18 protein-coding genes are annotated in these 19134 nt (G+C 67.6%); 11 read left to right on the forward strand and 7 right to left on the reverse strand.

Translation table 11 applies throughout. From position 1 onward, the window contains the following. The first annotated feature begins 131 nt into the window (after positions 1-131). Positions 132-422, forward strand: a complete 291-nt coding sequence (locus L6444_RS14705) for a LapA family protein (RefSeq protein WP_236983675.1) — start codon at positions 132-134, stop codon at positions 420-422. Here the strand turns inward: L6444_RS14705 and L6444_RS14710 are convergent. Then, complete coding sequence (locus L6444_RS14710; RefSeq protein WP_236983677.1) at positions 419-847, reverse strand: type II toxin-antitoxin system Rv0910 family toxin; 429 nt, start codon at positions 845-847, stop codon at positions 419-421. The genes L6444_RS14705 and L6444_RS14710 overlap by 4 nt on opposite strands. 108 nt (positions 848-955) lie before the next feature. Then, positions 956-1519, reverse strand: coding sequence for a hypothetical protein (locus L6444_RS14715; protein ID WP_236983679.1), 564 nt, complete (start codon positions 1517-1519; stop codon positions 956-958). A gap of 222 nt (positions 1520-1741) precedes the next feature. Here L6444_RS14715 and L6444_RS14720 point away from each other — a divergent pair, with 222 nt between their 5' ends. Together L6444_RS14720 and L6444_RS14725 are read left to right on the forward strand one after the other, a co-directional pair. Continuing rightward, positions 1742-3628, forward strand: coding sequence for a DUF4407 domain-containing protein (locus L6444_RS14720; RefSeq protein ID WP_236983680.1), 1887 nt, complete (start codon positions 1742-1744; stop codon positions 3626-3628). Positions 3629-3845: 217 nt separating this feature from the next. After that, on the forward strand, positions 3846-4289 hold the full coding sequence (locus tag L6444_RS14725) for a DUF6941 family protein (RefSeq protein WP_236983681.1): 444 nt from the start codon (positions 3846-3848) through the stop codon (positions 4287-4289). Between the two features lie 110 nt (positions 4290-4399). Here L6444_RS14725 and L6444_RS14730 read toward each other — a convergent pair whose 3' ends face one another. The 5 genes from L6444_RS14730 to L6444_RS14750 form a co-directional block, all read right to left on the reverse strand. After that, positions 4400-4711: an ANTAR domain-containing protein gene (locus tag L6444_RS14730; RefSeq protein ID WP_236983682.1), complete on the reverse strand. Its 312-nt coding sequence runs from the start codon at positions 4709-4711 to the stop codon at positions 4400-4402. Between the two features lie 184 nt (positions 4712-4895). After that, entirely contained in the window at positions 4896-6248 is a 1353-nt protein-coding gene (locus L6444_RS14735; protein WP_236984139.1) for a wax ester/triacylglycerol synthase domain-containing protein, read from the reverse strand. A 115-nt stretch (positions 6249-6363) separates the two neighbouring features. Beyond that, positions 6364-7659, reverse strand: a complete 1296-nt coding sequence (locus tag L6444_RS14740; protein WP_236983683.1) for a D-arabinono-1,4-lactone oxidase — start codon at positions 7657-7659, stop codon at positions 6364-6366. After that, entirely contained in the window at positions 7656-8900 is a 1245-nt protein-coding gene (locus L6444_RS14745) for an amino acid deaminase/aldolase (RefSeq protein ID WP_236983684.1), read from the reverse strand. Before L6444_RS14745 ends, L6444_RS14740 begins: the two co-directional genes overlap by 4 nt. Before the next feature lie 55 nt (positions 8901-8955). Next, positions 8956-10176, reverse strand: coding sequence for a CaiB/BaiF CoA transferase family protein (locus L6444_RS14750; RefSeq protein ID WP_236983685.1), 1221 nt, complete (start codon positions 10174-10176; stop codon positions 8956-8958). A 268-nt stretch (positions 10177-10444) separates the two neighbouring features. Here L6444_RS14750 and L6444_RS14755 point away from each other — a divergent pair, with 268 nt between their 5' ends. From L6444_RS14755 to L6444_RS14790, 8 genes are read left to right on the forward strand one after another with little or no spacing between them, the layout of a single operon-like run. After that, entirely contained in the window at positions 10445-11308 is an 864-nt protein-coding gene (locus tag L6444_RS14755; RefSeq protein WP_236984141.1) for a mycofactocin-coupled SDR family oxidoreductase, read from the forward strand. A 58-nt stretch (positions 11309-11366) separates the two neighbouring features. Further along, positions 11367-12305: a thiamine pyrophosphate-dependent dehydrogenase E1 component subunit alpha gene (locus tag L6444_RS14760; protein WP_236984143.1), complete on the forward strand. Its 939-nt coding sequence runs from the start codon at positions 11367-11369 to the stop codon at positions 12303-12305. Between the two features lie 48 nt (positions 12306-12353). Continuing rightward, the gene (locus L6444_RS14765) at positions 12354-13337 is read left to right on the forward strand and encodes an alpha-ketoacid dehydrogenase subunit beta (protein ID WP_236984145.1); all 984 of its coding nucleotides are present in this window, start codon (positions 12354-12356) and stop codon (positions 13335-13337) included. Further along, on the forward strand, positions 13330-13566 hold the full coding sequence (locus L6444_RS14770) for a lipoyl domain-containing protein (protein WP_236983687.1): 237 nt from the start codon (positions 13330-13332) through the stop codon (positions 13564-13566). The genes L6444_RS14765 and L6444_RS14770 overlap by 8 nt, the downstream gene beginning before the upstream one ends. 37 nt (positions 13567-13603) lie before the next feature. Beyond that, positions 13604-14479, forward strand: a complete 876-nt coding sequence (locus L6444_RS14775; protein ID WP_236983689.1) for an enoyl-CoA hydratase-related protein — start codon at positions 13604-13606, stop codon at positions 14477-14479. Between the two features lie 16 nt (positions 14480-14495). Beyond that, entirely contained in the window at positions 14496-16028 is a 1533-nt protein-coding gene (locus L6444_RS14780) for an acyl-CoA synthetase (RefSeq protein ID WP_236983692.1), read from the forward strand. Between the two features lie 24 nt (positions 16029-16052). Then, complete coding sequence (locus L6444_RS14785) at positions 16053-17435, forward strand: aromatic ring-hydroxylating oxygenase subunit alpha (protein ID WP_236983694.1); 1383 nt, start codon at positions 16053-16055, stop codon at positions 17433-17435. Beyond that, complete coding sequence (locus L6444_RS14790) at positions 17432-19132, forward strand: FAD-binding protein (RefSeq protein ID WP_255731228.1); 1701 nt, start codon at positions 17432-17434, stop codon at positions 19130-19132. The genes L6444_RS14785 and L6444_RS14790 overlap by 4 nt, the downstream gene beginning before the upstream one ends. Positions 19133-19134: the final 2 nt, after the last annotated feature.

Raw genomic sequence — 19134 nt, forward strand, 5'->3', positions numbered from 1 at the left:
AGCGGTACCTTTTCGACGCGGCGCGGGATGCGGAAGTCGTTTATGCCTAACGGCGTTCGGGTAGGCAAAGAGGTAGCGGCCCCGCTACGGGCAGCAGGTCGACTCGCCCACTGCTGCAAAAAGGAGATGTCGTGGCTGATATCGCAAACACCCAGCGTGCTAGCCGATCGCACCAGCATGATTCGCCGCCTTCGCTCGAGGAAGCGCAACGGGCGCCGGGGATGCTGGTGATCGCGGGCGCGCTACTGGCCTTCGTGGTCTCGGTGGCGGCGTTCTCACTCGGCAAAGTGGGCGTCGGCATCGCCACCACCAGCGCCGGAATGTTGATCTTGAGCGCCGGGCTGTCCTGGCTGTCCATGGAGCGGCGGCGGGTACGAGACGCCGAGCGGGGCCTGCGGCGGCCCAATCGCCAAGTGCGCTAACGTAATTCCGCCAGATTCAGCACCGATTTGCGCACGTCGGAGCGCAACACGCGGGCGACCAGCCGGCCGACCGGCCCGCTCAGCACGCCGCCGGACAGGTCCGCGTTCAGATTGAAGGTCGATCCTTCGTCGTCGGGTGCGACGCTCATCGCAACCGCGAGTCGGACGCCGCCGCGGCCACGCCCTTGCAACTCAATGGAATTCGGCTCGTCATAGTGGGTCACTTCCCAGTGGATGACGTTGCGGAAACCTTTGACCTTGATCAGCGACGAGACGCAGGTGCCCTGCTCGACCGTGTCGGGAACTTCCCCGCGCCATCCGCCGAAAATGGTCATCCACTCGTCGAATCGCTTCAGATCGGATGCCAGTTTCCAGGCGGCTTCCGGCGATACTGCCGAGGTCGTCGAGACATCTACCGTCGCCAAAACCCGCCCCTTCCGGTGCTGCTGTTCGCTTTCGCGTTACCTACCCGGGGCGCAGCGCCGGAAAACCTGGTGGCGGCCGTCCCGGCGGGTGATGCGACGCATCTCACGTCAGATGCCGGTCCACGCCGTGTCGACCTGGGTGGCGACGTCGATCACCTGGGCGGCCTGCGACTTCGGCGAGTCGATCTCTTCCTTGACGTACTGGGCGATGAAACGCCGGATCTCGCCGTCCACCCCGGCCAGGATGCGCAGCACCTCGCCGCGGATCGACTTGGACGACACGTTGACGGTGATGTCGGACGGCCGCGGCTCGGAGACGTCGACGATGATCAGCAGCGGTTCGGCGGCCCGGGCGGTGGCTCGCAATGCGATATCGCCGGCGACGACGAAGCGCTGCTTGTCCAGGCGCAGGTCCAGCAGCAGGTCGATGGAGAGCGGGATGTGGATCACGAAGGTGATCAGGTCGCCGAGCTTGCGGGTGACTCGAGGCTCCTGAATTTTGACGTTCGCGCTGACCTTGGCGATACCACCGGGGCCCTGGGCGATCGGTTCCATGGCAAACTCACTGCCCGCGATTTCGGAGAACGCGGCGGCCACCCGGTCCGGCGTGACGGCGACCTCGAAGAACCTGCGGCCGAATTCTTCGTAGGTGAGCAGTTCGTGGTTTTCCATAAGCTCCTACCGTCTCATGTCAGCGGCCCGCTCAATCGCCGACCCGCTCGCGCCGCAGAAATTCGCGCAGCTCGCCGGCGTTGCCGGCGGCTGGCCGGTCGCCGCGGCGTGACCTGGATCACTTGTAGCGCGTTTGTGAACAACGCCACAAGCGTGCTGTTGGATTCGGTGTGTCGCGCGGCGGGCTGCCACCCTGGAAACCAATGGAGGTGTTGGATTCTCATGCGCGCGGACGAACTTCCTGACCAGCGCCCCTCGATCTCGCGTTTCGCGGGGCCGCTGACCTGGTTGGGCGGCGGACATTGGCGTGAACTCGGCGAGCGCCACGAGCGGTCCATGCACGCCGTCTCGGGCGCGGTCGTCGCGCTCGGGGCGGCGCTGGCCTGGGTGGTCGCGGCGCTGGCGCTGCACTCGGCGGTGCCCACGGTGCCGCTGTGGGCGGTGGTCGCGCTGACGCTGCTGTTCGGGCTTCTGGTGGGCGCGGTGACCCGCGCGATCGCGGGCGGCCCGGACCGCGGCCGAGGGGCCGTGGCGGGTCGGGCGGCGGTCGCCGTGGCGGTCGGCGTCGTCGTCGGCGAACTCGCGGCGATGGTGGTGTTCTCCGGGGCCATCGACCAGCGCCTGACCGAGCGGGCCGCACGCGCCGCGGACAGTGCCCCGGCGGTCACGCAGGCCTCGTCGTCGTTGCAACAAGCCCGCGCGGCCCGGTCCGCGCTCGACACCACGGTGGAGCAGGCGCGCGCACACCTCGACCAGGCTCTGGTTGTGGCGCGCTGCGAATACCACCCCACCCCGGGGTGCCCGCAGACCCGCATCACCGGCATTCCCGGTCAGGGCCCCGAAACCCGCTCGTCCAATGAGCTGCTCGCCGAGGCGCAGCGCGAACTGGACAGTGCGCTGGCGGCCCGCGACCGGCAGGCACCGGAGCTTGACGCCAGGGTGGCGCGGGACGAGCAGGCCGTCGGCCAGGCCCGGCGCGCGGTGCTCGCCGGCGCCGGTCAGGGCCTGGGGGCGCGCTGGGTGGCCATGAACGACCTGACGATGTCCGGCCCCGGCGCGTTGGCGTTGCGGCTGTTGACCGTCGCGTTCTGCGTCATGCTCTACCTGCTGCCGCTGATCCTGCGGTCGTGGCGGGGCGAGACCACCCACGATCGCCATGCGACGGCACGCGCCGAACGCGAACGTGCCGAGCTCGACGCCGACACCGCGATCGCGATCAAACGGGCCGAGGTGCGTCGCGCCGCCGAGATCATGTGGGCCGAGCACCAACTCACCCAGACCCGCCTCGCCATCGAGGCCCAGGCCGAAATCGACCGGGAGCAGCAGCGACGCCGCATCGTCGAGGCCCTGGAAGCCCCGGTGCACGCATCGTCGGAACGCACCCCGGAGCCGGCGTTGCGGACAGTGGAGGAAGACATCTACCTGCCGATCGAGGCCGAGGCGGAGGCCGCCAGCCGTGCGGTGGCCGAGCTGCCGCCCGGTCCGCCGCAGACCGAGGTCCACGACGCCGAGGTCACCGAGAACCTGCCGGTTCGCTCCGAAGCCGCCGAACAGGTCGTCGAGCACTACGACGAGCGGCACGTCAACGACGAGGAACGAGGGACCCCGTTGATTCCGTCCATTCCCGACGCCACCAAGGCCGCGGCACGGTGGATTCGCCCGCTGGTGCCGCCGTTCGTCGCGCGGGTGATCGACAACACCACGGCCCCGCTGCGCGGCGCCCGCCAAGTGTTCGAAGAGGTCGAGGAGATCGCTTTCTCGCTCAAGCGCACCCGCAAGGTGACGATCGACTCGCAGAGTTCCGGCGGCGAAAGCCCGCCGCAGGCGCCCCGGTCGGCTGCTCCCGAAAGCACCGAAGACGCCGCGACCGGGCGCAGCCGGGTCGAATCCTCGCGCGGCGAGGGACATCACACCACCGACTACCAGCAGCTCCAAGGCCCGGCCGGCAGCGAATACCCGCCCCTGGGTTACGCGCCCCAGCGGGACCTGGACAGCCTGTCCGTCGGGCACAACTCCGCCCGGCAGGGTCGCCATGAGCTTGCCGAACGGCAGGGACCGCGCGAACTGCGTCCACCCGAGGGTCCACGTGAGTTGCCGCCCGGCACGTAGGCTGCCGCAGCCCCCGAGTGCGGCGGGTCGTCGCTGACCGGTGACGAATCGACGGCGCGGGTGCGGCGTATTATCGGGCCGGACTCGGCCGGAGCGTGGTCAGGGCCTGGCGATTTCTCCGATTGGGAACAGGACGTGATCTGGTGGATCTGGTTACGGCAGCACCCGCAAGCCGGCAGCGCGCGGTGACATCTGGTAAGTCCGCCGAGACGGCCACATGAAGGTCAGCCTCTTTTTGGCGGACGCGGCCCAGGCCGACGTGCAATCAGGCAAGGTCCACACGCTGGGGCTGGGCTGGCGACAGTGTCAAACACCAACGCCCCCTTTCGCTTTGGTGATGTTTCTGGATATCGACTGGGACGAAACCAACAAACAGCACAAACTGACCTGCCAGTTGCTGAACACCGACGGCCAGCCGGTGGTGGTCCACGGACCGCAGGGCCCGCAGCGCATCCTGTTCGAGGCCGCGGCCGAGGCGGGACGCCTGCCAGGGGCCATTCACGGCACCGCGGTGCGCATGCCCCTCACCCTCAACATCCCGGGCGGAATCCCGTTGGAACCCGGCATCTACGAGTGGCGGGTCGAGGTGGACGGCTTCGAACAGGCCACCGCGGTCGAGGCTTTCATCGTTTCCGGAGGTCTGGTACCGCCGCCGGGGTAAACCGGAGAGCCGAAAGACCTTCGGGTGCAACCCAAAACAATTTCCCGCTGCCGACCCATCACCAGGGACTGACCGAGGGCCGCGGTACTTCCCCGTTACCGCGGCCGCGCTCAACGCATCCCGGCGACGTCCGCCAACGAGCGCAGGTGATCGGCGGTGAACAGATCGCCCCATTCATCGCGGGCCGCGGACTGAGCCTCGACGAAGCTGGGCGTCTGCTCGCCCTCCCCGGCCAGATGAACCAGCGCCCACGCCATCGCGAACACGGGTACCCGGTGCCGCTGTGCGGCGGTGTGCAGCTCGTCGAACGCCGTGTCCGAACGGCACCGGCGCAGGCCGATCAGGATCCCCTGCGCGGTGTCGAGAATGCGGCCCGAACTCGGGCTGTGCGAGGCCTGGGTAGGCGCCCAGCTTGCCGTCATGCCTCGGTTACCTCCTACCGATGTCTGCCGGGCGGAGGATTGTCTTGCATCCGAATACATCTCACCGCCGCGAGTCCCGATTGGCATCCCGTGCAATGATTTGCGGATCGCGCCCGTCGCGCCAGACGTGCGTAGGCATCGATACCCTCCCGTGAGCGGGTTGATACCGGCTGGTTGCGCAGAATCAGTCCGCCAGCGCGAGCACTTCGTCGAAGCCGGCCACGAGGGCGTCGTGGAAGACCTGGTAATCCGGGATGGCTGCGGTATCCACATTGATACCCAGCGCGCAGGTATCGCAGTAGGACAACAAGGTGACGTTGACCGACGCCCCGATGGTCGGACCGAACGCATACTGTCCGCGCACCGCAGCCCCGCCCAGGAAGACCGGAATCGGCACCCCGGGCACGTCGCTGGCCACGAAGTCCACATGGCGCAGCACCGAACCGATGTACCACCGCGGCATCAGGTTGAGCAGGCCGGCGATCGCCTGTGTGTAGGGCAACGACTTCTCGCCGCGTACCGCACTGGCCCGGTCGTGAATCCCCTTGATGCGCAGCACCGGGTCGGCTTGCCCGACGGGCACGTCGAACCGCATCAGCGTGATCCGGTTGCCGCCCATGCCGTCGTTCTCGGTGCGCAGGCTGATCGGCATCGACAGGTGCAGGTCGCCGACGCCGACGCCGTGCTTCTCGTGATAGCGCCGCAGTCCGCCGGCAACCCCGGCGACGAACGCGTCGTTGAGCGCCCCACCGGCGCGGTGGGCGGCTTCACGCAATTGCGGCCGGGATACTTCGTGCACGCTCAAGTGGCGGATCAGGCTGCGCTCCTTGGCGAGTTCGGATCCGGTGCGGTTGAGCGGCCTGATGGTGCGGTAGACCGAGGCCGCGTTGGCCACCGCCGAGCGCACGGTGGTGACCGGCTGCCGGACGCCGTCGTACACCAGTCGCGGCGCCAGCTTCGCCGCACCCAGCACCGCACCGCTCAGCAGGGAAGCGTTGTAGCGCAACGCATCCCGGTAACCGCCGAATGGCGCGGGCTTGGCCGCCTCGGGGACGGGCGGCAACGTCTCGACTTCGAAGTGTTCTGCGGTCAGGTCGAAGAGGGTCATCGCGATCTGGACGCCGCCCACCCCGTCGGTGAGCGCGTGGTGGAATTTGCAGATCACGGCCGCGCCGCCATCCTGCAGTCCCTCGACCAGCGTGGTCTCCCACAGGGCGCGGGCCCGGTCGAAATCCTGCATCTGGGCCAGCCGGGCCATTTCCAGGACGTCGTCGAGCGTTCCGGAGCCGGCGACCGCGGTGCGGCGCATGTGGTAGTCGAGGTCGAAGTCGCGGTCGGACTCCCAGCGCGGCGGCGTGGGTAGCGGCGATTCGACCACGCATTGACGGAACATCGGCATCTTGCGGCTCAGTATGTCGAAGCGGGCGCGGAGCAGATCCCAGTCCGGCGACCGATCCAGCATGAGGACACTGACAACGGTTGACCGCAGCCGTGGATCGCTTTCCATGCCCCAGGTGAAGGCGTCGCTGTTGCGCATGAACTCGGTCGCTGATCCCACGAAACAAACCTACGACCGATCGGCGTCGATGTCGCCGGCTTGCCCTCAGCCGGGGACCTTGGTCCCTGCGATTCGGGTCCTTGGTCGGGACGGATCAGGGGCCCAGCACGCGCCGCGTGTAGTCGTTGAGGAAGACCCGGTCGGGGTCGAGTCGGTCGCGGACGGCGGCGAAGCGGTCCCATTGCGGGTACCGACTGCGCAACGTGGCGGCGCTCTGGTAGTGCCGTTTGCCCCAATGTGGCCGTCCCGCATACTCATCCATGATTTCCTCGACGGCGCGGAAGTAGCTTTCGAACTCCATCCCGGTGAACTGATGCACCGCGATGTAGCAGGTGTCGCGGCCGTACGCGGTCGACAGGTACGCCTCGTCGGGGGCGCTGAAGCGTACTTCGAGCGGAAACATGATCGGCAGCTTGCGTCGGCGTACCAGCTCGATCACCCGCGGCACGGCCGCGGCTGCATGTTCGCGGGGGATCGCATACTCCATCTCGGTGAACTTCACCTTGCGGGCGCTGGCGTACACCTTCCAGCCGTGGTCCTGCACGGTCGACGGTGACAACAGGTTGGTGAGCAGCCGGTTGAGTTGCGGTGCCGCACCGGGGAACCGCCGTCCGGCGCGGCACACGGCGTCGAGGCCCGCATTCTCGAGTTCCTCACCGAGTCGCTTCTTCCACCTGGGTTGCGGGCGGGGCTGCTCGTGGCTGCGGCGGGTGCTACGCGTCAGTGCGGTGTCACCGTAGGGGAAGACGAAGAACTCGAAATGGTCGTTGCCGTCCACGTATTCGTCGAGGTGGTGCAGCGTCTTGTCCAGGGGTCGCAGCTCGTCGCGGCGGTGCAGGGTGAACAGCGGCACCACCTTGACGGTGACCTGCGAGATGACGCCCAGCGCGCCCAGCGATACCCGCGCCGCCAGATAGGCGTCTGAGTCCGAGCTTTCCGAGATCTCCAACACGCGGCCTTGGGCGGTGACCAGCCGGGCTGCCACGATCTGGGCCGACACGTTGCGAAAACGCGCACCGGTGCCGTGCGTGGCAGTCGCCGTCGCCCCGGTGATCGACTGCTTGTCGATGTCGCCCTGGTTCTCGAGTCCGAACCCGCGGTCGGCCAACTGCGCCAGCAGCGCGTGGAGTTCGGCGCCCCCTTCGACGGTGGCCAGCCCGTTGGTGGGGTCGACGTCGACGATTCGCTGTAGGCCCGTCATGTCGACCAGGACGCCGTCGGTGCACGCGCAGTCGGTGAACGAGTGGCCGGTACCGACCGCGCGCACCCGCGCTCCGTTGCGGGCGGCCGCGGCGACGACGTCGACGAGTTCGGCCTCCGATCCGGGGCGTTCGATCGCCGCCGGCGCGCACACCTGGTCGCCGGCCCAGTTGACCCATCTGGCAGTCACAGGAATGTCTGCCCCTCACCGCGGTAGGTCGGCACCGTGTCGACGATTTCCGTGCCGCGAACCAGGTGCAGCCGGTCGAACCGCTCGCACAATTCCCCCGCTTTGGTGTGGCGGAAGTACACCTTGTCACCCACCTTGAGTTCTCGCGCGGCGGCGCCGGTCAGCGGTGTCTGGACTTCACCGGCGCCCTCCATCGGGTTCAGCTGCAGCCCGGCCGGCAAGTAGGGGGTGGGCATGCGGTCCTTGGCGCCGACCCCGCTGGCCAGGTAGCCGCCGCCGAGCGCGGTCACCGTGTTCTCGTCGGGACGGCGGCAGATCGGCAGCGCGAACATGGCGGCGGGCTGCAACGTGAACGTGGAATAGGAGTCGAACAGCGTCGGTGCGTAGAACCCGGAGCCGGCGGTCGCCTCCGTCATCGCCGGTTCCTGGGCGACCAGTTGCAGGTCTCCGGTGCCGCCGGCGTTGACGATCTCGAGGTCGGCGACCTCGCGAACGAGTTCGACCGCCCGAGCGCGACGGTCCCGCAATTCGGCGATCGACCGGCGTTGCAGCCACCCGACGATGGCGTTCTGTGCGACCTTGCCGGCGACGCGGTCGCCGAGCCCGGCGATATGGCCCTCGTAGCACATCAGCGCGACCAGTTTGAGCGCCGGCCGCCGGGCGATCTCCTCGGCCAGCGCGCGCGCCTGCTCGGGGGTGTGCACCGGCGACCGCTTGGGCCCGATCTTCAGCCGCCCGCCGGCCAGCCAGCAGCCGGCGTCGAAGTCCAGGCACAACCGGATGGGCCGATCTGTCGCGCCGGCGATCAGGTCCAGATGTTCGACGCTGTCGACCATCACGATCGGCGCGCCGTCGGGGTCTTCGGTAGTCAGTTCGCCCAGTCGCCGCAGCCCGGCGCGATCGGTGCTCGGATAGGCCAGCAGCAGGTTGCCGAAGCCGTGCCCGGCCAGCCACAGGGTCTCGGCCAGCGTGAATGTCATCAGCCCGTCGAACCGTTGCCCACAGTCCAGGATCTCACGCTGTAATGGCCTGCACCGCAACGACTTCGAGGCAACCCGGATCGGCTTGTCGCCGGCCCGGACGAGCAACCGGCCGGCGTTGTGCCACATCGCGTCGAGGTCTACGAAGGCGAACGGCGTGTCGAATCCGGCGAAAGCCTGCTCGTAGCGCTGCAACCGGTCCTGCGGATCCAGCCGGGCCGGTCCGCCGGAATCCTGCCCACGACCAGCATTCTGATGCACGCCGCCACCTTATCCAGGTCGGGGCGGGCGGGTCAGCGTCGGTGCGCGCCGACCATCACAGGATGGCTTTGCTGTCCTTCGCGCGAGCGATCTCGTCCCAGTCCAGATCCAGTTCGAGCAGCACTTCCTCGGTGTGCTGACCGTGTTCGGGCGCCCGCGCGGGCGCCGGCGGGGTCTCGTCGAACTGGACGGGTGCCGCCACGATCCGGTACTTCTCGCCCCGGTCGTCGACGTTGGTGATCACATATCCGTTGGGTTCGACCTGCGGGTCGTTGAGGGTCTCCTTGGGCGTGGCCAGCGCGCCCCAGACACCCGGTTCGTCCTGGAGTACCCGCCGCCAATGCGCAAGATCTTGGGCCGCAAAGGCATTCGCGAAGATGGCTGTTGCTTCGGCCGCGTTGGCGATCAGGTTGCCGGACGGCACGAACCGTTCGTCGTTCACCAGTTCGACCAGACCCATGCGCTTACAGAAGCCGGCCCAGTATTTGTCGGGTTGCAGGAACACCAGCTGAATCCATCGGTCGTCCTTGGTCTTGTATCGGGCTACCAGCGGGTTGATCGCCAATCCGGGCGGCGCGCCGGGGATTCCGTCGATGTCGAACAGGTCGGCCACCGAGATGGACGGTGCGATCGCCCACATCGCCTGCGCCAGCAACGAGGAGTCGACGATGCTGGGCTCGCCGGTGCGTTCCCGATGGAACAGCGCGGCGCACACCCCGCCCGCCAGCGTCGCGCCGCCCTGTAGATCGCCGAACGCCGGGCCCTGAACCGCGGGGTTCTCGGTGCCGAACGGGGTGAGGGTGTACGCCACCCCGCCGCGCGCGAGGTACGTGGCGGCGTCGAACCCGCCGCGGTCGCGATCCGGCCCGCGCACCCCGAGTCCGGTGCCGCGGGCGATGATGATGTTCGGGTTGAACGACCGGATGTCCTCGACGGTCAGCCGGGCCCGCTCCAGCGCGCCCGGCAGCCAGTTGGTGAGGAACACATCGGCCGAAGCCAACAGGCGGCCGAACAACTCCCGCCCGGTTTCGGACTTGATGTCGATCGCGACGCTGCGCTTGCCCCGGTTGCTCAGTTCCAGGATGAAGTCGGCGTCGGCGCGTGCGGCCTCCCGGGTGAAACCACCGACGACCAGTGCCCGCCCGGGGTCACCGGAGGCGACGCCTTCCACCTTGATCACGTCAGCACCCCAGTCCGCCAACGCGACTCCGGCCGACGGCACGTATGTCCAGGACGCCAGTTCCACCACTCGAACACCGCTGAGCACCCGGGTCATCGGCCGCCCCTTCTGTTAGCTACGTCATTTCTTGCTATTTTAGATATTCTAGCTAGTGTAAGGATATCGACAGCCCGGCTGCAGCCACGCAGGTAGTTCCATCCGCGGCTGCTCGTGGAAGAGATGCGATGGAGCCGACCATTGATCTGATCGGGGACCTTGTGTTCGCGGATCGTCCCGGGAATTCCGCTATGCCGCGAGAAGCATTGGGCCGCAACGTTTCCGATGCGAACACTACCGTTCGGTCAACCGAGGCAGGGGGCGGATGATGGGCCGAGTTGCCGGCAAGGTGGCGGTGATCAGCGGAGCGGCGCGCGGGCAGGGACGGTCGCACGCGCGACTGCTGGCCGCCGAAGGCGCCGACATCATCGCGCTGGACCTGTGCGCCGACATCGAGACCAACGAGTACCCGCTGGCCCGGCCCGAGGATCTGGAAGAAACCGCACGCCTGGTGGAGAAGGAGGGCCAGCGCGTCTTCTCGGCAATCGCCGACGTCCGCGACCGCGCCGCGGTGTCGGCCGCCGTCGACGACGGCGTGGCCGAGCTGGGCCGCCTGGACATCGTCGTCGCCAACGCCGGGATCTGCCCGCTCACCGCGGGCCTGCCGCCGCAGGCGTTCGCCGACGCGGTCGACGTCGACCTGGTCGGGGTGCTCAACCTGGTGCACACCAGCCTGCGGCATCTGCAGTCGGGGGCATCGATCGTCGTGATCGGGTCCAACGCCGCGTTCATGTCGTCGATGAACACCACCGGGATCGACGGTGGGCCCGGTGGCGCCGGTTATGCATTCGCGAAAATCGCTGCCGCGCACTACGTGAACGATTTCGCGCGGGCGCTGGCGCCGTTCTCGATCCGGATGAACGCGATCCACCCGACCAACGTCAACACCGACATGCTGCACAGCGCCCCGATGTACCGGGCGTTTCGCCCCGATCTGGCGAATCCGACCCGCGCGGACGCCGAACCGATCTTCCCGCTGGTGCAGGCGATGCCGGTGCCCTATGTGGAACCGGAGGACATCAGCGAGGCGGTGTTGTTCCTGGCCTCCGACGCCGCCCGCTACATCACCGGCCAGCAGCTGCGGGTGGATGCCGGCGGCTTCCTCAAGGTCAAACCTTGGTCGGGGTCATAGTCATGTCGCACAACGGAATTGGATTCCTCAGGTGAACGAGCGTCGCCTCTACGAGCTGATGGTGCTGATGAAGACGGCCGATGACCGGCTGTCCAAGGGCATCGGCACCGGAGAGTTCATGTGTGTGTACTGGCCCTCGCGCGGTCAGGAAGCCGTCGCTGCGGCCATGGCGGTGGCGTTGCGTCCCGACGACCAGTTGGTCACCACCTACCGGGGGTTGCACGACCTGATCGGCAAGGGGGTGCCGCTCGAGGAGATCTACGGCGAGATGATGGGCCGCGTCATCGGCGCCGCGCGCGGCAAGGGCGGCACCATGCACATCGCCAATCCCGCTGTCGGCGTGATGTTTTCGACCGGGATTGTCGGGGCCGGGCCACCGGTGGCGGTGGGCCTGGCGATGTCCGCCAAATGCAGGGGCACCGATCGGGTCACCGTGGTCAGCTTCGGCGACGGCGCCACCAACACCGGCTCGTTCCACGAGGCGGCCAACATGGCCGCGCTGTGGGATCTGCCGCTGGTTTTCGTGTGCCAGAACAATCTCTACGCGGAGATGACGCCGACCTCGGACACGATGAAGATCGAGCGGGTCGCCGACCGCGCCGCCGGCTACGGCATGCCGGGGGTCCGGGTCGACGGCAACGATCCGCTGGCGGTGCAATCCGCACTCGAGGAGGCGCTGCAACGGGCGCGCGCCGGGGCCGGGCCCACCCTGGTCGAATGTGTGACTTTCCGCTTCCGCGGCCACTATTTCGGCGACCGGATGCCCTACATCCCGAAGGATCAGCTCGCCGCGGCGATGGCCGCCGACCCGGTGCCGCGGTTCCGCGCCCGGCTGGCCGAGGACGGGATCTGCGGCGCCGAGGAATTGGACCGCATCGACGCCGACGCCGCAGCGGCGGTGGAGACAGCACTGCGTGCGGTGCTCAGCGCCGACCCGCCGTCGGTCGCAGAACTCGACCGCGACGTATACGCGACGCCGATCAGCTTCCCCCGGTAAGGAATCCGCGTGACACCTCCAGACCTGCAACCAGGCAGCGACAAAGAGATGACCATGCGCGAGGCGCTCAACCTGGCGCTGGATCAGGCGCTGGCAGCCGACGAACGGGTCTTCCTGCTCGGCGAGGACATCGCCGATCCCGGCGCCTCCGGCCCCACCGCCGGGTTGTCCACCAAGTACGGCCACGATCGGGTGCTGGACACGCCGATATCGGAGGCCGCGATCGTCGGTGCGGCGATCGGTGCGGCGATCGACGGCCTGCTGCCGGTCGCCGAGATCATGATCATGGACTTCATCGGTATCGCCGCTGACCAGCTGATCAACAGCGCCGCGAAACTGCGGTTCATGACCGCCGGACGTACCACCGCGCCGATCACCATCCGCACCCAGGTGTACGCGGGCCTGGCGACCGGCGCGACGCATTCGCAGTCGCTGGAGGCCTGGTTCATGCACATTCCGGGGATGAAGGTGATCGTCCCGTCCACTCCCCGGGACGGCAAGGGGTTGCTGACCTCGGCGATTTTCGACGAGGATCCGTGCCTGTTCGTCGAGACGATCCGGCTGCAGAGCCGCAAGGGACCCGTCCCCGTCGCGCAGGGATTCTCGATTCCGTTGGGCCAGGCCGACATCAAGCGGCCCGGTACCGACGTGACGTTGATCGCCTACGGACGGGCGGTGCACGACGCGCTCGCGGCGGCGGTGACCTTGCAGGAGCAGGACGTCAGTGCCGAGGTGGTCGACCTGCGGACCCTGGTACCGCTGGACGTCGAGACGATCGTCGAATCCGCCCGCCGCACCAGGCGAGTCGTGATCGTGCACGACGCGGTCCAGTTCGCCGGGCCCGGCGCCGAGGTCGCCGCGATCCTGCAGGCCGAGCTGTTCGGTGAGCTGGCCGCCCCCATCCAGCGGGTCGGCGCCCGCTTCGTGCCCAGTCCCGCCGCGCCCACCCTGGAGGCACAGGTGTACCCGTCGCCGGCGCGCATCGTGGCTGCCGCGCAGCTCACTCTCGCGAGGGCGAAAGCGCATGGCTGAGTTCGTGATTCGGATTCCCCGGGTATCGGTGGCCGTGTCGGAGGCCGAACTCACCGACCTGCTGGTCGACGGTGGTGACTACGTCGAGGAGGGCACCCCGATCTACGTGATCGCCACCGAGAAGGTGGAACAGGAGATCGAAGCCGGGGCGTCGGGCACCGTGCAGTGGACCGGCCAGATCGGAACGACCTATGACATCGGCGCGCAGATCGGCGTCATCACCCCGTAACGAGTCATCCCCCCATCACGAAAGGTATCGAAAAGCCGTGGACCTCAACGAAACCCGCGAACGAATCATCTATCAGAAGGAAGGGCCCATCGCCCGCATCACGCTGAACTGGCCCGAGAAGGCCAACGCCCAGGACCAAAAGCTCGCCGAGGAGGTCGACGCCGCCCTGCTGGATGCCGACCGCGACTACGACATCAAGGTGCTGGTGCTCAAGGCCAACGGCAAGGGCTTCTGCTCCGGGCACGCCATCGGCAACAACGCCGTCGACTACCCGTCGTTCGTGGAGAACGCCATGGTGACCGGCCACCCGTGGAAGGCGCAGAGCGACTTGTTCGTCAAGCCGACGCTGAACCTGTGGGAGTTCTCCAAGCCCACCATTGCCCAGGTGCACGGCTACTGTGTGGGCGGCGGCACGCACATGGGCCTGACCACCGATATCGTCATCGCCTCCGAGGACGCCTACTTCTCCTATCCCCCGCTGCAGGGCTTCGGCATGCCCTCGGGCGAATGCTCCATCGAGCCTTGGGTTTTCATGAACTGGCGCCGCGCCGCCTACTACCTGTTCACCGCCGAGGTGATCGACGCCAAGAAGGCGCTGGAGGTCGGCCTGGTCAACGAAGTGGTCAGACGGGAGGACCTCGATGCCCGGGTGGACGCGATCGCCCGGCACATCGCCCAGGCGCCGTTGACGACATTGATGCTCACCAAGGCCAACCTGAAACGGGCCTGGGAGCTGATGGGCATGCGGGTGCACTGGCAGAGCTCCAACGACCTGGTGGCGCTCGCGTCGATCAGCAAGGACGTACAGCAGCTGATCCAGACCGTGTTCAAGGACAAGGTGCTGCCCTCCGAGCATGCCCGGCGCCAGGCCGCGGCCGCCGCATCGACCGACGGCGCCACCGCCTCGACGTAATGGTGGGGACCGGCCGGTGAACATCGCCGATCACGCACAGCGGAATCCGCAGGCGCCCGCCCTGATCGTCGAGGGCGCGGCGATCACCTTCGGCGACCTGTACGCGCGCAGCCAGCGGGTCGCCGCGATGCTGCACGACGCCGGGTTACGCCCCGGCGACGGGGTGGCACTGATCCTTCCCAACCGGCCCGAGTTCTTCGAAATCACCTGGGGCTGCCAGCTTTCCGGTCTGTACTACACCGCTGTTAACACGCACTTCACGCCCGAGGAAGTGGCGTACGTGATCGAGGATTCCGACGCCAAGGCGGTCTTCGTCGATGCTTCGATGACCGCACTCGCGGCCCACGTCGCGAGCGCCAACCCGCGGGCCGGCACCCGTATCGCCCTCGGGCGCGGGTTACCCGAATGGCAGTCATACCAGCGGGCAATGGCCGCAGCGGGCCAGGCGCCAGCGCACTGCGACGGGTCCGAGATGCTGTACTCGTCGGGCACCACCGGCCGGCCCAAGGCGGTGCGCCGCCCACTTCCGGTGGACGGCAACGGTTCCTGGGCGCAGGCGGTGCTGGAGATGGCGCTGACACACAAGTACGGGATGACCCCGTCGAGTGTGTACCTGTCCCCCGCCCCGCTCTACCACGCGGCCGGGGTGAATTACACGATGGCGGTCAACCGGGTGGGCGCGGCGTCGATCGTCATGCCGAAGTTCGACGCCGAGGAAGTGCTGCGGCTCATCGAGACCCATCGGGTGACGCACGCACAGTTCGTGCCGACCATGTTCGTGCGGCTGCTCAAGCTGCCCGCGGCGGTCCGCGACGCCTATGACGTGTCGAGCCTGCGCTGCGTGATCCATGCCGCCGCACCCTGCCCGGTCGACGTCAAGCACCGGATGATGGCCGGGTTCGGGCCGATCATTCACGAATATTACGGTGGCACCGAAGGATTCGCCGGCACCACGATCGGCCCCGACGAGTGGCTGGCGCACCCCGGCTCGGTCGGGATTCCGATGACACCGGTGCACGTCGTCGGCGAGGACGGCAACGAGCTGCCCGTCGGCGAATCCGGCGAGCTGTACTTCGAGGGCGGCCCGGAGTTCCAGTACTTCAAGGACCCCGCCAAGACCGCATCGGTGTCCAACGAACGTGGCTGGCGCACGCTGGGCGACGTCGGGCGGGTCGACGAGGACGGCTACCTCTACCTCACCGACCGGTCCACGTTCACGATCGTCTCCGGCGGGGTCAACATCTACCCACAGGAGGCGGAGAACCTGTTGGTCATGCACCCCAAACTGGTCGACGCCGCGGTGTTCGGCGTGCCGAACGACGAGTACGGCGAAGAGGTCAAGGCCGTCGTGCAACCGGCCGCCGGAATCACCCCCGGGCCCGAGCTGGAGGCGGAGTTGATCGCCTACTGCCGATCCCACCTGGCCGCCTACAAGTGCCCGCGCACAATCGAATTCGACCCGCAACTGCCCCGCGACCCCAACGGCAAGCTCTACAAGCGGCGTATTCGGGAACGCTATTGGCAGGGCCGGATGTCCAGGATCCTGTGAACCCGAAACCGACGGAGCAATGACATGGACGTGAACTGGACGCCGCTGCCGGTGCCGTGGGCGGTGCAAGCCGCCGACCGGATACCCAAGCAGCGGTATTACGACCCGCAGTTCTACGCGCTGGAGAACGAAAGGTTCTGGCCCCGGGTATGGCAGATGGCGTGCCGTCTCGAAGAGATTCCCAAGACGGGCGATTTCGTGGAGTACCAGATCCTCGACCAGTCGATCGTCGTGGTGCGGGTCGACGCCGACACCGTGCGCGCCTACCACAACGCGTGCCGGCACCGCGGGGTGAAACTCGTGGAAGGCTCCGGGTCGCTGACCGGATCCCGGCGCACCTTCGTCTGCCCGTTCCACGGCTGGTGCTGGAGTATCGACGGCCGCAACACCTTCGTGCTGCGACCCGAGGCGTTCGACGAGCACAACCTGGACCCGCACGACCTCGCGCTGGTGGACGTGCGCTGCGAACTCTGGGGCGGCTGCGCGTGGATCAACCTCGACGACGAGGCACCCGGCTTGCGGGACTGCTTCGAACCGTTCGCCACCATCTATGACGCCTGGAAGGTGGAATCGCTGCGCACCGAATGGTGGCAGTCGTGCCGGCTGCCGGTGAACTGGAAGCTGGCGACGGCTGCCTTCATGGAGGGCTACCACGTGCCGCAGACCCATCCGCAGCTGCTGCCGTCGGCACAGCCCGCCACCGGCAAGCCGCCCGGACTGGTCCAGACCAGCCTCTATTTCATGCGCACCCTGGGGGCAGGCATGGCCGGCATGACCCACGAGAACGACGTCCGCATCGCCGAGGGCCTGCAGGACATCGAGCTGCCGGCCGACGCCGCCGAGGCGATGGCGGTGTGGAAGCGCACGCTCAACGACGCTGTGGTGCACTGGCATCGGGCCCGCGGTTGCGACATCCCCGATCTCAACGAGCTGCAGCGCCGCGGCATCGTCGACGCGATCGGGTTCTGCTTCCCGCATTACTTCCTGCTACCGCAGTACAGCAGCGCCTCGTCGTACCGCATCCGCCCGCTCGGTCCGGAAGAGACGTTGTTCGAGATCTGGTCGCTCACCCGCATCCCGCCTGAGCAGATCACCGGCAAACCGACACCGCCGGAACCCATGGCACCCGACGACCCACGCTGGCCACCGATCCCTGCCCAGGACTTCGCCAACCTACCCAAGCAGCAAAAGGGATTGCACTCCAAGGGTTTCGAGTTCATGCGGTTGTCCAGCCAGATCGAAGGGCTGATCTCGAACTTCGAACGCGTCATCGACGGCTTCCTGGCCGGCCTGCCCTATCAAACGCTGGTGCCGGCGATCCAGAAGACCAATACGACCATCGACGTCCCGATGGTGGACCTGGGCTTCACCTCCGGTGCGGCGACTGCGACGGGAGGAGCACGGTGAGCAGCGTCAACTGGGATCGGTCCGTCGACCTGCTGATCGCGGGCAGCGGTGGCGGTGGCATGGTCGCCGGTCTGGCTGCGCTCGACGCCGGGCTGCAGCCGCTGATCGTCGAAAAGCAAGCGCTGGTAGGCGGTTCGACGGGGTTGTCCGGGGGCATCGTCTGGATGCCGAACAATCCGCTGATGCGGGCCGACGGGATCGTCGACTCGCACGAGGACGGTTTGGCCTATCTGGCCGACGTGGTCGGCGACGTCGGCCCGGCGTCCTCACCGGAGCGCCGCGAGATGTTCCTCACCGCTGGCTATGAGATGCTCAACTTCCTGATGCGCAAGGGTGTTCGGCTGATCCGCTGCGCCGGATGGAGTGACTACTACCCGAATCACAAGGGCGGCAACGAATCCGGCCGGGCGGTCGAGGGAATTCCGTTCGACGCCGCCGAACTGGGCGGATGGCGTGACAAGGTGCAGCCGTCGCTGGCCAAGAACTACGGGTACATCGTGTTGACCAACGAGCTGCGTTCGGTGCAGTACTTCAATCGTTCTCCGCGGGCACTGGCCGTGGCGACCAAGGTCTTCGCCCGCACCAATGCCGCCAAAATCGCGCGGCGGCAGATCCTCACCAACGGCGCCTCGCTGATCGGACAGCTGCTCAAGGTGCTGATCGGCCTCAGCGACGGCCAGCCCCCGCTGTGGGTCAACGCCGCCATGGAGGACCTGGTGGTCCAGGACGGCCGGGTGGTCGGGGCGCGCATCAGCCACGGCGGCAGAGCGGTGAATGTCCAGGCGCGCAAGGGAGTTCTGTTGGCGGCCGGGGGTTTCGGGCACAACCCGGAGATGCGCCGCCGCTACAGCGGCGATCAACCCAACGAGGGGCAGTGGTCGATCGCCAACGCCGGCGACACCGGCGAGGTGCTGCAGGCCGCGATGCGGTTGGGCGCCAAGACCGATCTGCTCGACGAAGCCTGGTGGCTGCCGTCGGTTTTCATCGCCAACGGCGGGGCGGCCGCCGCTTCACTGGGCTCGGGACGGCAGCGGCCCGGCGCCATCTACGTCGACTCGACGGGCCGGCGCTTCTGCAACGAGTCGAACTCGTACGTCGAAGTGGGCAAGGCGATGTACGCCAACAAGGCGGTGCCGTGCTGGATGATTTTCGACGACGGCTATGTGCGCCGCTACGTGGCAGGCACCAACCCGGTAAAGCGGCAACACCTGCCCGCCGAACTGATCGAGAGCGGCGCGGTCAAGCGGGCCGCTACCCTCGGCGAGCTGGCCCGCCAGATCGAGCTTCCCGCCGAGGAACTGGTGCGCACCGTGCAGCGGTTCAACGGTTTCGCCGCAAAGGGTTTGGATCCGGACTTCGGCCGCGGCCAGTCGGCCTACAACGACTGCCTGGGCGATCCGGGCTATCGGCCGAATGCCGCGCTGGGGCCGCTGGATCGGGCGCCGTATTACGCCACCAGGGTGCTGCCCGCCGACGTGGGCACCTGCGGCGGGGTGATCACCAACGAGCATGCGCAGGTTCTCGACGAGCAGGACCGGGTCATCGAGGGTCTCTACGCGACCGGTAACACCACCGCCACGGTGATGGGCCGAACCTATCCGGGTGCCGGGGCGAGCATCGCCAGCTCGATGGTGTTCGGCTACGTCGCGGCACGACATGCCGCCGGGCGAAAGATCGCCGGGGAGAAGAGCCGCTGACC

This window comes from Mycobacterium kiyosense (assembly GCA_021654635.1).
GTDB classification, from domain to species: Bacteria; Actinomycetota; Actinomycetes; order Mycobacteriales; family Mycobacteriaceae; genus Mycobacterium; species Mycobacterium kiyosense.